Annotated in this window: 16 protein-coding genes; 11 read left to right on the top strand and 5 right to left on the bottom strand. The window is 46.0% G+C overall.

What is annotated here, in order from left to right; all coding sequences use genetic code 11:
• The 9 genes from gspF (at position 1) to ACED42_RS04075 (ending at position 7,120) form a co-directional block, all read left to right on the top strand.
• A complete protein-coding gene (gspF, locus tag ACED42_RS04035) occupies positions 1–1,221 on the top strand; it encodes a type II secretion system inner membrane protein GspF (protein WP_371701499.1) in 1,221 nt (406 codons plus the stop codon).
• An 88-nt stretch (positions 1,222–1,309) separates the two neighbouring features.
• The gene (gspG, locus tag ACED42_RS04040; RefSeq protein WP_009848023.1) at positions 1,310–1,753 is read left to right on the top strand and encodes a type II secretion system major pseudopilin GspG; all 444 of its coding nucleotides are present in this window, start codon (positions 1,310–1,312) and stop codon (positions 1,751–1,753) included.
• A gap of 99 nt (positions 1,754–1,852) precedes the next feature.
• Positions 1,853–2,446, top strand: coding sequence for a type II secretion system minor pseudopilin GspH (gene gspH, locus ACED42_RS04045; protein ID WP_009848022.1), 594 nt, complete (start codon positions 1,853–1,855; stop codon positions 2,444–2,446).
• Complete coding sequence (gspI, locus tag ACED42_RS04050; protein WP_017099560.1) at positions 2,433–2,828, top strand: type II secretion system minor pseudopilin GspI; 396 nt, start codon at positions 2,433–2,435, stop codon at positions 2,826–2,828. The genes gspH and gspI overlap by 14 nt, the downstream gene beginning before the upstream one ends.
• Positions 2,815–3,582: a type II secretion system minor pseudopilin GspJ gene (gene gspJ / locus ACED42_RS04055; RefSeq protein ID WP_371701500.1), complete on the top strand. Its 768-nt coding sequence runs from the start codon at positions 2,815–2,817 to the stop codon at positions 3,580–3,582. The genes gspI and gspJ overlap by 14 nt, the downstream gene beginning before the upstream one ends.
• Positions 3,566–4,615, top strand: coding sequence for a type II secretion system minor pseudopilin GspK (gspK, locus tag ACED42_RS04060; protein WP_371701502.1), 1,050 nt, complete (start codon positions 3,566–3,568; stop codon positions 4,613–4,615). The genes gspJ and gspK overlap by 17 nt, the downstream gene beginning before the upstream one ends.
• The gene (gspL, locus tag ACED42_RS04065) at positions 4,584–5,831 is read left to right on the top strand and encodes a type II secretion system protein GspL (protein ID WP_371701504.1); all 1,248 of its coding nucleotides are present in this window, start codon (positions 4,584–4,586) and stop codon (positions 5,829–5,831) included. Before gspK ends, gspL begins: the two co-directional genes overlap by 32 nt.
• 19 nt (positions 5,832–5,850) lie before the next feature.
• The gene (locus ACED42_RS04070) at positions 5,851–6,333 is read left to right on the top strand and encodes a type II secretion system protein M (protein ID WP_009848017.1); all 483 of its coding nucleotides are present in this window, start codon (positions 5,851–5,853) and stop codon (positions 6,331–6,333) included.
• Between the two features lie 7 nt (positions 6,334–6,340).
• Complete coding sequence (locus tag ACED42_RS04075) at positions 6,341–7,120, top strand: type II secretion system protein N (RefSeq protein ID WP_371701505.1); 780 nt, start codon at positions 6,341–6,343, stop codon at positions 7,118–7,120.
• Between the two features lie 137 nt (positions 7,121–7,257).
• Here the strand turns inward: ACED42_RS04075 and cysQ are convergent, their stop codons facing one another.
• The 4 genes from cysQ to ACED42_RS04095 all read right to left on the bottom strand — a co-directional run bounded on the left by cysQ (position 7,258) and on the right by ACED42_RS04095 (position 10,426).
• The gene (gene cysQ, locus ACED42_RS04080) at positions 7,258–8,085 is read right to left on the bottom strand and encodes a 3'(2'),5'-bisphosphate nucleotidase CysQ (RefSeq protein WP_009848015.1); all 828 of its coding nucleotides are present in this window, start codon (positions 8,083–8,085) and stop codon (positions 7,258–7,260) included.
• A gap of 36 nt (positions 8,086–8,121) precedes the next feature.
• Positions 8,122–8,673: an ADP compounds hydrolase NudE gene (nudE, locus tag ACED42_RS04085; protein WP_009848014.1), complete on the bottom strand. Its 552-nt coding sequence runs from the start codon at positions 8,671–8,673 to the stop codon at positions 8,122–8,124.
• 345 nt (positions 8,674–9,018) lie between these two features.
• Positions 9,019–9,603: a Fe-S biogenesis protein NfuA gene (nfuA, locus tag ACED42_RS04090; RefSeq protein WP_004735612.1), complete on the bottom strand. Its 585-nt coding sequence runs from the start codon at positions 9,601–9,603 to the stop codon at positions 9,019–9,021.
• A 109-nt stretch (positions 9,604–9,712) separates the two neighbouring features.
• Entirely contained in the window at positions 9,713–10,426 is a 714-nt protein-coding gene (locus ACED42_RS04095; protein WP_371701507.1) for a ComF family protein, read from the bottom strand.
• A gap of 93 nt (positions 10,427–10,519) precedes the next feature.
• Between ACED42_RS04095 and bioH the strand changes: the two genes are divergently transcribed.
• Both bioH and ACED42_RS04105 read left to right on the top strand, forming a co-directional pair.
• Entirely contained in the window at positions 10,520–11,296 is a 777-nt protein-coding gene (bioH, locus tag ACED42_RS04100; RefSeq protein ID WP_371701509.1) for a pimeloyl-ACP methyl ester esterase BioH, read from the top strand.
• A gap of 354 nt (positions 11,297–11,650) precedes the next feature.
• The gene (locus ACED42_RS04105) at positions 11,651–12,124 is read left to right on the top strand and encodes an ATP-dependent Lon protease (RefSeq protein WP_371701511.1); all 474 of its coding nucleotides are present in this window, start codon (positions 11,651–11,653) and stop codon (positions 12,122–12,124) included.
• A gap of 267 nt (positions 12,125–12,391) precedes the next feature.
• Here ACED42_RS04105 and ACED42_RS04110 read toward each other — a convergent pair whose 3' ends face one another.
• On the bottom strand, positions 12,392–14,722 hold the full coding sequence (locus tag ACED42_RS04110; protein ID WP_371701513.1) for a Tex family protein: 2,331 nt from the start codon (positions 14,720–14,722) through the stop codon (positions 12,392–12,394).
• Positions 14,723–15,283 lie beyond the last annotated feature (561 nt).

Raw genomic sequence — 15,283 nt, forward strand, 5'->3', positions numbered from 1 at the left:
ATGGCGGCATTTGAATACAAAGCGCTGGATGCCAAAGGTAAGAGCAAAAAGGGTTCGATTGAAGCGGATAATGCTCGTCAGGCTCGCCAACGTTTAAAAGAACAAGGTTTAATGCCGGTTGAGATGACCGAAGCTAAGGCGAAAAATGCGAAAGGTACTCAGCCTTCGACCAGCTTTAAGCGTGGTATCAGTACGCCAGATCTTGCGTTGACTACTCGTCAAATATCCACGCTCGTTCAATCAGGTATGCCGCTAGAAGAGTGCTTGAAAGCGGTAGCTGAGCAGTCTGAAAAGCCACGTATTCGAACTATGTTACTGGCAGTCCGATCTAAAGTGACAGAAGGTTATTCGCTAGCGGATAGCTTGTCTGATTATCCACACATCTTCGATGAACTGTTTAGGGCCATGGTTGCGGCGGGTGAGAAGTCTGGTCACTTAGATGCGGTATTGGAGCGACTGGCCGATTACGCAGAAAATCGTCAGAAGATGCGCTCTAAGCTGCTACAAGCGATGATCTACCCTGTGGTGCTGGTGGTGTTTGCGGTGACGATTGTTTCGTTCCTGTTGGCAACCGTGGTACCTAAGATCGTCGAGCCTATTATCCAAATGGGCCAAGAGCTTCCTCAGTCGACACAATTTTTATTGGCATCGAGTGAATTTATCCAGAATTGGGGCATCCAATTACTGTTGTTGATCATTGGTGTGATTGTGTTGATTAAGACCGCGCTAAAAAAGCCGGGTGTTCGCATGAGTTGGGATCGCAAACTATTGAGTATTCCGCTGATCGGCAAGATTGCGAAAGGGATCAATACCTCTCGTTTTGCACGAACACTCTCAATTTGTACCTCGAGTGCGATTCCAATCCTTGAAGGGATGAAGGTCGCGGTTGATGTGATGTCGAATCAACATGTGAAACAACAAGTATTACAGGCTTCAGACAGTGTTAGAGAAGGCGCAAGCCTACGTAAAGCGTTGGATCAAACCAAACTCTTTCCACCGATGATGCTGCATATGATTGCCAGTGGTGAGCAGAGTGGTCAGTTGGAACAGATGCTGACAAGAGCGGCAGACAACCAAGACCAAAGCTTTGAGTCGACGGTCAATATCGCGTTAGGCATTTTCACCCCAGCGCTTATCGCGTTGATGGCCGGTTTGGTGCTGTTTATCGTGATGGCGACACTGATGCCGATGCTTGAAATGAACAATTTAATGAGTGGATAACCTACTGCTCATCAGACGTTAGTTTTTGGATTATCGAGAAGAAGGACACCATTCCCCTTAACTCGCTATCTGTAATTTGGAGAAAATAATGAAAAATAAAATGAAAAAACAGTCAGGCTTTACTCTATTGGAAGTGATGGTTGTTGTGGTTATTCTTGGTGTTTTAGCCAGCTTTGTTGTTCCTAACCTTTTGGGTAACAAAGAGAAGGCGGATCAACAGAAAGCCATCACGGATATCGTGGCGCTAGAGAACGCGCTAGATATGTACAAACTGGATAACAGTGTTTACCCAACAACGGATCAAGGCCTTGATGGATTGGTTTCTAAGCCAAGCAGTCCAGAGCCTCGTAACTACCGTGACGGTGGCTACATTAAGCGTCTGCCTAACGACCCATGGGGCAATGAGTATCAATACCTAAGCCCAGGTGATAACGGTACTATCGATATCTTTACGCTTGGTGCTGACGGCCAAGAAGGCGGTGAAGGTATCGCTGCGGATATCGGTAACTGGAACATGCAAGATTTCCAATAAGCTTCGGTTTATTGTCGCTTGATAAGTTCCTGTTGGTGAACAGTTCGTGTTAGTTGATACGTTATTGATGGTAAGACGTATACAGATGGAGTCTCCAAGGTGAAAACTAAGCAAACACAGCCAGGTTTCACCTTGATTGAGATTCTTTTGGTGTTGGTATTACTGTCAGTAACTGCGGTCGCGGTGATCGCGACCATTCCGACCAATAGCAAAGATGTCGCTAAAAAATACGCTCAAAGCTTCTATCAACGAGTTCAATTACTCAATGAAGAGGCTATTTTGAGTGGCTTGGATTTTGGCGTTCGTGTCGATGAAAAGAAATCGACTTACGTTTTGATGGCGCTTAAGTCAGAAGGTTGGCAAGAAGTCGAATTTGAAAAAATCCCCTCTTCAACTGAATTACCGGAAGAACTCGCGTTGTCACTGACTTTAGGTGGTGGCGCATGGGAAGACGATGATCGTTTGTTCAATCCCGGAAGCTTGTTTGATGAAGATATGTTTGCGGATCTTGAAGAGGAAAAAAAGCCCAAGCCACCTCAGATATACATTTTGTCGAGTGCTGAAATGACGCCATTTGTATTGTCGTTTTATCCAAATACCGGAGACACCATACAAGATGGTTGGCGTATTCGGGTGTTGGATAATGGTGTGATTCGACTGCTAGAGCCGGGAGAAGAAGATGAAGAGGAATAACCGTTCTCCTTATCGTTCTCGTGGTATGCCTTTTGGTTCTAGAGGAATGACTCTGCTTGAAGTATTAGTTGCGCTCGCTATCTTCGCTACGGCGGCGATCAGTGTGATTCGTGCTGTCACCCAACACATTAATACCCTCAGTTATTTAGAAGAAAAAACCTTCGCGGCGATGGTTGTTGATAACCAGATGGCCTTAGTCATGCTGCATCCTGAGAAGCTTAAAAAAGCGCAGGGCACGCAAGAGTTAGCGGGAAGAGAGTGGTTCTGGAAGGTGACTCCCATCGATACCAGCGATAATTTATTAAAGGCGTTTGATGTGAGTGCAGCAACCAGTAAGAAAGCGTCTCCAGTGGTCACGGTGCGCAGTTATGTGGTCAATTAAAAGCGTGTCGTTAGCTAAGAGCAAGTCGCCAAGCGAGAGCATGTCCGCCAATAAGCGAGAGCCTCGTAAACAAGGTCTATCTTCAAAAGGGAGAGGCTTTACTTTAATCGAAGTTTTGGTCTCGATTGCCATCTTTTCCACGTTAAGCATGGCGGCTTATCAGGTGGTAAATCAGGTCCAACGAAGCAATGAACTCTCTATTGAGCGCAGTGCTCGTTTAAATCAACTGCAACGCAGTTTAGTCATTTTAGATAATGATTTTCGCCAGATGGCGGTACGACAATTTCGTACCAATGGTGAAGAAGCATCATCTAAGCTGATCCTAATGAAAGAGTATTTACTGGATTCCGACAGTGTTGGCATCATGTTTACTCGCCTTGGTTGGCACAACCCACAGCAGCAGTTCCCTCGCGGAGAAGTCACCAAAGTAGGCTACCGCATAAAAGAGGAAACGCTTGAGCGTGTATGGTGGCGTTACCCCGATACACCTGCCGGCCAACAAGGTGTGATTACTCCTCTGCTTGATGATGTTGAGAACCTGGAGTTCGAGTTTTATGACGAAAGCCGCTGGGGCAAAGAGTGGCAAACCGATAAATCACTGCCTAAAGCGGTGAGACTTAAGCTGATACTGAAAGATTACGGTGAGATAGAACGTGTTTATCTCACACCAAGTGGCGCCTTAGATCAGGTCGATGATTCTGCAAATAGTGACTCTTCAGGCAGTAATGAGGGGAATAATGATTCATCAAACTAATAAGCCTGCACTGACAAGATCTGCTGTGGGGCGTAAGCAGCGTGGTGTCGCGCTGATCATTATTCTGATGCTTTTGGCGATCATGGCAACCATAGCTGGCAGTATGTCGGAGCGTCTGTTTACGCAATTCAAGCGCGTTGGCAATCAACTGAATTACCAACAGGCTTACTGGTATAGCATTGGTGTAGAAGCGCTTGTCCAAGACGGTATTAGGCAAAGTTATAAAGATAGTGATACGGTGAACTTAAGCCAGCCATGGGCGTTAGAAGAGCAGGTATACCCATTGGATTATGGCCAAGTTAAAGGGCGTATCGTTGATGCGCAGGCTTGTTTCAATCTTAATGCGCTCGCTGGGATTACGACGACATCAAGTAACCAAACCCCTTATTTAGTGAAGGTTTGGCAAACCTTACTGGAAAACCAAGATGTGGATCCTTATCAGGCTGAGGTTATCGCAAATTCAAGTTGGGAATTTCTGGACTCTGATACTCGAGCCACCTCTTCTACGGGTGTAGAAGACAGCACTTATGAGGCGATGAAGCCAGCTTATTTGGCGGCGAATGGCTTAATAGCAGATGAATCGGAGCTGCGAGCCGTTTATCAGGTCTCTGGTGAGGCAATGGAAAAGGTACATCCATTTATTTGCGCTTTGCCCACTGATGATTTCCGATTAAACGTGAATACCATCTCGGAAAAGCAGGCATCTTTACTGGAAGCAATGTTTGCACCCGGTCTAAGTGAATCGGACGCCAAACAGCTGATAGACAAGCGCCCATTTGATGGCTGGGATTCGGTGGATGCGTTTATGGCTGAGCCTGCTATTGTTGGTGTGAGTGCAGAAGTCAGCAAACAAGCGAAAGCATATTTAACTGTAGATAGCGCCTATTTTGAGCTAGATGCAGAGGTATTAGTTGAGCAGTCTCGTGTACGTATACGAACGCTTTTCTATAGTAGTAATAGAGAAACAGTGACGGTAGTACGCCGTCGTTTTGGAGGAATCCGTGAGCGAGTTTCTGACCGTTCGACTGAGTAGCGAGCCACAAAGCCCAGTGCAGTGGTTGGTTTGGTCGACAAGCCAACAAGAAGTGATAGCAAGTGGTGAGCTGTCTAGCTGGGATCAGCTTGATGAGTTAACGCCTTACGCTGAAAAGCGTAGCTGTATCGCTTTATTGCCGGGAAATGAGTGCTTAATTAAGCGTGTTGAAATTCCGAAAGGTGCTGCTCGCCAGTTCGACTCTATGCTGCCATTTTTGTTAGAAGACGAAGTGGCACAAGATATCGAAGACTTACATCTAACCATTTTAGATAAAGATGCAACGCACGCTACTGTGTGTGGTGTAGATCGCGAATGGTTAAAACAAGCTTTAGACCAGTTTCGCAAAGCCAATATTATTTTCCGTAAGGTGCTCCCAGATACACTATCCGTGCCTGTTGAAGAACAAGGCATCAGTGCGTTGCAAATCGACCAGCATTGGCTATTGCGCCAAGGTCACTCTCAACGTCAAGGTAACTATCAAGCCGTATCAATCAGCGAAGCATGGTTAGCGATGTTTTTGCAAAGTGATTGGGTTGTAGCTGACGACGAAGAGCAACCTACGACTATCTTCAGCTACACCACAATGCCGAGCGATGATGTACAGCAGCAAAGCGGTATGGAATGGCAAGCAAAGCCTGCGGAATTGGTGATGTCCTTATTGAGCCAACAAGCGATCACAAGCGGCGTAAATTTACTGACGGGCACCTTTAAAACCAAATCTTCTTTCAGTAAATATTGGCGTGTATGGCAGAAGGTGGCGATCGCTGCTTGCTTGTTGGTGGCCGTGATTGTGACTCAACAAGTGTTGAAGGTGCAGCAATACGAAGCACAAGCACAAGCCTATCGCATGGAGAGTGAGCGTATCTTTAGAGCCGTTCTGCCAGGCAAACAACGAATTCCTACAGTAAGCTACCTTAAGCGTCAGATGAATGATGAAGCTAAGAAATACGGTGGCTCAGGCGATGGTGACTCCTTACTTGGTTGGTTAGCATTGCTGCCAGAAACGTTAGGACAAGTGAAATCGATCGAAGTCGAAAGCATTCGCTATGATGGCAATCGCTCTGAAGTTCGATTACAAGCTAAAAGCGCTGATTTTCAACATTTTGAGACGGCTAAAGTGAAACTTGAAGAGAAGTTTTCCGTTGAACAAGGGCCATTGAACCGTAATGGCGATGCCGTATTTGGTAGTTTTACCCTTAAGCCCCGTCAGTAACTGCGCAAGGAGATCAGTGATGAGAAATATAATTGAGCCACTCCAAGCGTGGTGGACTTCAATAAGTCAAAGAGAGCAACGATTAGTCGTTGGTTGCTCAATTTTATTGGTAGTAGGTATCATTTATTGGGGGCTAATACAGCCCCTCAGTCAGCGAGCTGAACTGGCACAGAGTCGCATTCAAAGTGAAAAGCAACTACTGGCTTGGGTTACCAATAAAGCCAATGAAGTGGTTGAACTAAGAGGCAATGGTGGCATTAGTGCTAGTCAGCCTTTGAATCAATCCGTGCCTGCATCTATGCGTCGCTTCAAGATTGAATTGATACGAGTGCAACCACGTGGCGAGATGCTGCAAGTGTGGATTAAACCTTTGCCATTTAATCAATTTGTTGATTGGCTGACATACCTGAAAGAAAAGCAGGGTGTTGAGGTTGAGTTTATGGATATTGATCGCTCTGATAGCCTTGGGGTTATTGACGTCAACCGACTACAGTTTAAATGAGGTTAATGTGAAACGCGGTTTATCTTTTAAGTATGGTTTGTTATTTAGCAGCATCTTTATCGTTTTTTTCTCGGTAAGTTTGTTGCTGCACTTGCCGGCTTCTTTTGTTCTCAAACATGCGCCCGTTGTACGTGGTTTAAGCATTGAAGGTGTTGAGGGCACGGTTTGGCAAGGTCGCGCTAACAATATTGCGTGGCAGCGTGTCAATTACGGCTCAGTGCAGTGGGACTTCCAGTTCTCTAAGCTATTCCAAGCCAAAGCAGAACTTGCGGTTCGCTTTGGACGTAACAGCGACATGAACTTATCTGGTAAAGGGCTTGTCGGGTATAGCATGAGCGGTGCTTACGCGGAAAACTTAGTGGCATCAATGCCAGCTAGTAACGTGATGAAGTATGCGCCTGCTATCCCAGAGCCAGTGTCTATTGCAGGACAAGTTGAACTGACTATCAAACATGCGGTTCATGCTCAACCTTGGTGCCAATCGGGTGAAGGTACGCTTGCTTGGTCGGGCGCTGCGGTTGATTCTCCGGTTGGCTCGTTAGATTTTGGCCCTGTGATTGCTGACATCAGTTGTGAAAACAGCACTGTTTCAGCGAAAGGTAATCAGGAGAGTGCTCAAGTTGATAGTGAGTTTTCTGCGAGCGTAACGCCAAATCAAAGCTACACCTCGGCCGCATGGTTTAAGCCGGGCGCTGAATTCCCACCTGCGATGCAGAGTCAGCTTAAGTGGTTGGGCAACCCTGACAGCCAAGGTAAGTACCAGTTTACCTACCAAGGTCGTTTTTAATCCGGTATCTACTTCTGAACTAGCATCCGTTGGTTATCAAATAACGAGATATAAAAAATGGGCACCTCAATGAGGTGCCCATTTTATTTGTTCTGAGAATCTAGAGGATATCTGACGGTTAAAGAGAGCAAACAAGCCTAGTCTTTACCTTGTAAGATTTCTGCCCACGGTAAGTCAGCATCACCAAGCACAATGAAGTTCGGGTTCTCAAGCGTCTCTCTTTCATTGTACGAAAGCGGCTCTAACTGGGTACTTAAGATTCGTCCGCCAGCTTCTTCAACAATGCACTGGGTTGCTGCGGTATCCCACTCTCCGGTTGGTCCAATACGTAGATAACAGTCCACAGCACCTTCTGCGACTAAACATGCCTTAAGCGCAGCAGAGCCAAGAGGAACTAAGTCGTAGTTCCAAGCAGAGCTCATACGGTTAGTGATTCGATTGATGTCTTGGCGACGACTGATTGCCATCGCGATCGATTGGTTTGGTAGCTCGTGACGATGCGTTTTGATTTTAACGCTGTCATTAAGGTCTGGAATTTTCCAAGCGCCTTTACCACTGTAAGCGTAATAGCTCACACCTGAAACCGGTGCGTACACGACGCCCATTACCGGCTTGTTGTGTTCGATTAGGGCAATGATTGTCGCGAAATCGCCACTTCGTGCGATGAACTCCTGTGTACCGTCCAGCGGGTCAACCAACCAGTAGCGATCCCATTGAGAACGTTGCTCTAGGCTGATATCAGCGGCTTCTTCCGATAACACCGGAATATCAGGTGTCAGTTCGCTAAGTTTTTTCGAGATCAGTTTATGAGCGGCGAGATCAGCACTAGTGACGGGCGTATCATCACTCTTGGTAAACTCTTCGTAATCTTTTTTCTCGTAGATCTCTAAGATCAGTTGCCCAGCAGAGCGAGCAATCTCAATGACAGAGGGCAGCAGGTGAGACAAATCTTTTGTTATTGGCATAAATATTCTCTTACTCTTCGAGTGATTCTGACTGTTTTAATTATTGTTTAATACGCGAAGGGCTAATAGTAGGGCGGTAATACTGCGAGCCTCACAGAAGTCGAGATGCGTTAACAGTTCTTCGGCTTGAGCAAGTGGCCAGCGCACAATGTCTAGTGGCTCTGGTTCATCACCTTCTAGTTTCTCTGGGTAGAGCTCTTCTGCGATAAACAGCGTCATTTTGCTAGAGAAATAAGAGGGTGCAAGGATCACTTCTTTTAGAGGAGTAAGCTTGTTGGCACCAAAGCCAATCTCTTCTTTTAGTTCACGAACGGCGGCTTCATTTGGTTGTTCGCCTGGATCAATTAGACCTTTTGGGAAGCCGAGTTCATAGCGCTCTGTGCCCGCAGCGTATTCACGTACTAACAGAATATCGCCTTGTTCAGTAATCGGAACCATCATGACTGCGTTTCGGCCGCTGGGCTTCATACGTTCGTAAGTGCGCTCTTCACCGTTTGAAAAGCGTAAATCGAGAGACTCGATAGAGAACAGTTTTGATTGAGCGACAGTTTGCTGAGCCAAAATTTCTGGTTTGGTCCTTTTTGTCATTGCGCTCACTCCTTAACTCATTGGAATTCTTTCTTATAAAGTCATTCTAATATAGGGGAAATGACGGTGAGTTCCTAGATCCTAGCTTTCATATCCTAGAATTATTGGAGCAGGAACCGATTGCGATCACTTGAATACCTTACTGCAAATGGTAACGCCTCACTATTGTTAGCATTGAACGAGAAATATACGGTTCAGGAGTGCTTCTGCTGTTTTAAACACAAAAAAAGGTTGATGCTTGCGCATCAACCTTTTGATTGAATCTTTAACTATCTACTGGCTAAGACTGTATGAGTGCTTAGTTGTAGGAGCACTTAGTTGTAAAGTGCCTAGTAGTAAAAATGATTAGTAGTAAGAGTGCTCACCACGATCGTGTTCAGTTGCATCACGAACAGCTGTCAATTCACCTTCGAATTGTTGAAGAAGTTCTTTCTCGATGCCTTCTTTTAGCGTTACATCAACCATTGAACAACCGTTACAACCACCGCCGAATGCAACGATAGCAGCACCTTCTTCAGTGATCTCTACTAGGCTAACGTGACCGCCGTGGCCAGCAAGCTGTGGGTTCACTTGGGTTTGGATTGCATACTCAACACGCTCTATCAGAGTTGCGTCGTCTGATACTTTACGCATTTTAGCGTTTGGTGCTTTAAGCGTTAGTTGAGATCCCATTTTGTCAGTCACGAAGTCAATCTCAGCTTCGTCTAGGAATGGTAGGCTTAACTCATCGACGTATGCCGAGAAAGCGTCGAAAGAAAGCTTAGTGTCAGACGCTTCGATAGCATCTGTTGGGCAGTAAGAAACACCACACTCAGCGTTTTGTGTGCCTGGGTTTACCACGAACACACGAATGTTTGTACCTTCAGGCTGCTGTGACAGCAGATTGGCAAAGTGAGTTTGAGCTGTTTCTGTAATAGTAATATTTGACACGACGAATACCTGAGTAGATTTGTAGGTTATTAGCGCCATTCTACTCCTGTCAGACTTGTAATTCAGCCCTTTTTTGTTGGATTGCTGTACAAGTAGCGATTCACAGCTTCTATCCAGAGGGCTCAGGAGTGCGGCAGATGCAGTAAATATCAATCCTTTTCACACCTACTTCAAGTAGTAATTGGCATAATTGATACACAGTACTGCCGGTGGTTACAACATCATCAATTATCGCGACGTGAGAGGGGATATTTCCATGAAAGTCTTGTTTTCTAAGCGTAAAAGCATTCTTTAGATTGTGTAATCGCGCGGATTTAGTTAGCCCTTGCTGAGAAGCTGTTGAGCGAATTCGACGGAACAGCACCTCATCTTTAACGCCAAGTTCTTGAGCTGTGTAATTAGCGAGCAGCTGACTTTGATTAAAGCCACGATGAATATATCGACGCCAATGCAGAGGGACACTGGTGATCATCGAAGCAGGATGTTCGATACGTGAAGCTAATAGCTTTGACAGATCGCGTGCAAACCAAAACTTATCGGCGTACTTCATTTGCTGAATGTAACGTGCTGTTGGAAAGGTGTAGTCCCCAACACAATAGAGACGATGCCAAGGTGGAGGCTGTGATAAACATTGCCCGCACTGCTCTACTGTGAGCAGCGTTTTTAAACCACATCGTTGGCAGCGAGGAACTGGATCAAAGAGTTTGAGACAAGAATTACACCATCTCGGGTGAGTATCGCTGTGCGACTTATCTAGCTTACACAGGTCGCATTGAGGTGTGACCAGACGTGGTGTGTGTTTTTGTAGCCAATCGGATAACATAGCTCGTGATGCTTTTGGGTTATGGTGTTCCTTTTACTCACAATACTGAAAAGCGCGGATTATCGCTGATGGAAAAAGTAGGGAATATCGAGAATGAGTGACACGTTATATTGGCATGTTTCTGGGCAAGGGCCTGATTTAGTGTTGGTTCATGGCTGGGGAATGAACGGTGCGGTATGGCAACAAACCGTTGATGCGTTAGAAGCTGATTTTCGAGTGCATGTTGTTGACCTTCCTGGGTATGGACACAGCGCGCATTGCCACGCTCAAGATCTTGAAGAGATAGCTCAGCAATTGTTGGCCGAAGCTCCAAAGCAGGCTATTTGGGTCGGTTGGTCACTGGGTGGCTTGGTCGCAACACACATGGCTTTGTATCACTCAGATTACGTAAGCAAATTGGTAACTGTTGCCAGCTCTCCTAAATTCGCCGCTGCAAAAGAACCCGTGTTATGGCGAGGCATTCAGCCAAACGTATTAAGCGCATTTACCGAACAGCTGGTTGAAGATTTCCAAACTACTATCGAACGCTTTATGGCACTGCAAGCCATGGGCAGCCCTTCTGCAAGGCAAGATGTAAAACAACTCAAGCAAGCGGTACTGTCTCGTCCGCTTCCGAATCCTAATTCTTTATTGGCCGGCTTAAAGATGCTGTCGGATGTTGACTTGCGAGAACAACTGCCGGAGATTTCAGTGCCTATGCTGCGTTTATACGGGCGACTGGATGGATTAGTGCCAATCAAGGTAGCAAAAGATCTGGGTAGAGCGCTGCCTCATACCGAGCAATATATATTCACGCAGTCTTCACATGCGCCGTTTATGACAGAAGCCGATGCCTTTTGCAGTGAACTAGTTAGCTTCGCGCAAAAATAATCACTAAATTTATTGCTGGATTGGTCGATATATAACCTAATACCAATCACAGTAAGTAAGTGTTCAAAAATAGCGTAGGAAAAAGGCTTGAGAACAAGGCTGCTTTTTTTTTGACAAGTAGTTTTGATAAGTAGTTATTCTACAATCAAAATTTCTAACTCCGTTATCAAGCATTTTAACAAGCTAGGATGAGCAGTTATTTACTACGATTGGTATAACACCAAGGCATTGCATGATACTCAGACCTAACTCTCTCATGAGTTGATTGCGGTAAGTTGGGCTATGCCTGTTGTGCTGAGTCAGTACGACAGCGTTATGGCAACAGTGATGGGCGATTCTTGAGGAGAGTTCGCGATGATTGTGTCACCTGCAACTGCAGTAAGTGTGCCACTAATCGCCCCGTCCGTTAATGTGCAAACAGAGCAAGTTGCGCGTGATAATAGAGTCCGAGAACCTGTTGCTCCCGCAGTAGCATTGGCGAGAACCAATGCAGAGCGTAAGGTAAAACCGGACGATAAACGAAGGCAGCAGTCGGCTTGGGATCCTTCAGACCATCCAGGTTATGAAATGGAGAACGAGTCAGAGGCCAATTCGGTTAGCCATGAAAAGCCACAAGATCCTTTTGACAGGCTGTTCAGCTTATTGGCTCTGAGAACATACAGTGCTGATCAAGGAAAGGGCTATACCATGCGTTTCCGCCTGCCAAAGCATATTTTAGATGCGGCGATTCAGGAGGGACAGATGGAGAAACGACGTAAGGTCATAAAATATCATTATGGTCATGCTGTTGCGCCTCATGCTCCGTCAGAGATGTTAGTCGTATTATAGTTATACTCTTCATACTTGAAGCTGCAGCGTTGTTAACTGCGTAAGTTCACCCTAATCACATAGAACCTCTATGCTCATAGGGATGAACTTCATTCCTTTGTAGGGAAAAGGTTGCCTAGCTGCAACTCCAATTATTTTGAGTATAAGCACGAAGAATACAACCAAGCTTCGATGTCTTTTTTGAACACATAATAAAAAAACCTGCATACCCTAAGGGATGCAGGTTTTCTGTTTTAAACACATCCGTTTTACAGACGAGCTAACGGATTACTTTTTCGCTTTAGCGAAGGCAGCGGCGAAAGCACCGCCCATCGCAGCGTTTTGTTGCGGTTCCTCACGACGGCGTTGTCCACCTTGTGAGTTTTGGTTCGGGCGGTTTTGTGTGCGAGGTGCACTTGAACGTTGTGCGCGGTTATCTTGTCCAGGCTCATCTTTCATGCGCATGCTTAGTGCAATACGTTTACGCTGAACATCCACCTCCATCACCTTCACTTTCACGATATCACCCGCTTTCACCACTTCTCGTGGGTCAGAGACAAAGCGATCGGTCAGTGCTGAAATGTGTACCAAGCCGTCTTGGTGAACACCAATATCTACGAACGCACCGAAGTTAGCCACGTTTGAAACCACGCCTTCTAAGATCATACCGGGTTCTAAGTCAGACATGCTATTTACGCCATCGGCGAACGTTGCCGTCTTGAACTCAGGACGAGGATCTCGACCCGGTTTATCCAGCTCTTTGATGATGTCGGTTACTGTCGGTACACCAAAATTTTCATTCGTGTAATCAACCGCATGTAAGCCACGTAAGAAGTCTGTGTTACCTACCAGAGATTTGATGTCTTTGTGGTTTTTCTCGGCGATGGTTTTCACCAATGGGTAAGCTTCTGGGTGAACCGATGATGCATCTAGCGGGTTCTTACCATCCATGATACGCAGGAAGCCAGCACATTGTTCAAAGGCTTTTGGCCCTAAACGAGCGACTTTTTTCAAGGTAGTACGCGCTTCGAAACGACCATTCTCATCACGGAAGTCGACGATGTTTTGAGCGATGGTGCTAGAAAGACCAGCGACACGAGTCAGAAGCGCTGCAGAAGCGGTATTCACATCAACACCAACCGCGTTTACACAGTCTTCGACAATCGCATCTAGGCGCTTAGCGAGCAGAGTTTGGCTAACGTCGTGTTGGTATTGGCCCACACCGATCGATTTTGGGTCAATCTTCACTAGCTCTGCCAATGGATCTTGTAGACGACGAGCAATAGATACCGCACCACGAATCGATACATCCATATTCGGGAATTCTTTTGCCGCTAGCTCAGAAGCAGAATAAACCGACGCACCCGCTTCGCTAACAATGATTTTCTGTGCTGTTAGGTTGCCACGCTTAATCACATCAGCAACAAAGCTGTCTGTTTCGCGTGAAGCGGTACCATTACCAATCGCAATCAAATCAACATTGAACTGGCGAACCATCTGCTCAACCACGTGTGCAGATTTGTCGTATTGCTTCTGTGGTGGGTGAGGGTAAATGGTTTCTGTTGCTAGAACCTTACCGGTTGAATCCACCACGGCGATTTTCGAACCAGTACGTAAACCCGGATCTAAGCCCAAAGTTGCTCGAGGGCCAGCAGGCGCCGCCATCAACAAGTCTTTAAGGTTGGTTGCGAACACTTCAATCGCTTCAATTTCACCGCGTTCTTTCATCGCGCCCATCAGCTCAGTTTCCATGTGCATAGAAACCTTGATACGCCACGCCCAGCTAATCACTTGCTTACGCCATGCATCTGCAGGTGCGCTGCTTAGGGTAATACCGTAGTGATCAGAGATGATGTTTTCGCAGTATGAACCGCGTACACCTTCTTCTTGCTCAGGGTCAGCATTCATTGCCAGCGTTAGGAAGCCTTCATTTCGGCCTCGCAACATCGCAAGCGCACGGTGTGAAGGTACTTTGTTGAGTGTTTCGTTGTGTTCGAAGTAGTCTTTGAATTTCTCGCCGGCTTGCTCTTTGCCTGCCACGACACGTGAAACGAGCTCAGAGTTACGCGTGAGATGTTGGCGAATCTTTTCAAGTAGGTTGGCGTCTTCAGCAATGCGCTCCATGATGATCGCTCGTGCACCATCCAGTGCCGCTTTGGTATCAGCAATGCCTTTATCGCTACTGATGAAGTTAGCGGCTTCGGTTTCAGGATCGTGCTGTGGTTCATTCCAAAGAGTATCAGCAAGTGGCTCTAAGCCTGCTTCAATCGCGATTTGACCTTTGGTACGACGCTTAGGTTTGTATGGCAGATATAAATCTTCTAGGCGAGTCTTGCTGTCGGCTTGAGTGATATCACGCTCTAATTCTGGCGTGAGTTTACCTTGGTCTTGAATCGACTTAAGAATCGTTTGGCGACGATCGTCAAGTTCGCGAAGGTATGAAAGGCGGCTATCAAGGTTACGTAGTTGGGTATCGTCTAAGCCACCCGTGACTTCTTTACGGTAGCGGGCAATAAAGGGAACGGTGTTACCGTCGTCAATTAGGTTTACTGCGGCGATGACTTGCTCTGAACGAACATTCAGTTCTTCAGCGATCAGTCGACAGATAGCTTGGCTCATCCGATGAATCTCTTATTTAATATCATGACAAATACATGGGGGTGAGCGTACGCTTTTTCTAGCTTTGACTGTGTAATTATCCTGTCAGAAGTCCAATTTCCGTTTCTGATACCCACTTTGTGCGAGATCTCTCACACGTGGTGTGCGACTAAGTCATTTTAAATCGATGAAATCGTCTTAAAATAAATCTAAGTTACTGATTTTATTTGTTTGTGTGTTTGTGGGCGTATTTCTCACCTGAAATGTTTTTTGGGACTGTCTAGGAAACTTGCCCAAATACCGTAATATTTAACTTGTCGACAGGGAGTTGGCAGGAACAGGAAAAAGCCTAACGGATTAGGTATCTTCAGGATGAAGATTTGATTACTTAGGATGAGTGGTCAGCAAGGAAGTGATAATCTCTGGATGAGATTCGCCAGTCAGGATGACAGGCTAGAATGGACACCGCTAGGATGGCGATGAACAAAAAGGAAATTGGTTAAAGGATTTAGCCACTATCAAGGACAGATGCAGGGAGCACCTTATCTCGAAGAGATAAACAGTAGCCGGATTGCTGCGATA

Origin of the sequence: Vibrio sp. FF145 (genome assembly GCF_041439075.1) — a bacterium.
GTDB classification, from domain to species: Bacteria; Pseudomonadota; Gammaproteobacteria; order Enterobacterales; family Vibrionaceae; genus Vibrio; species Vibrio tasmaniensis_A.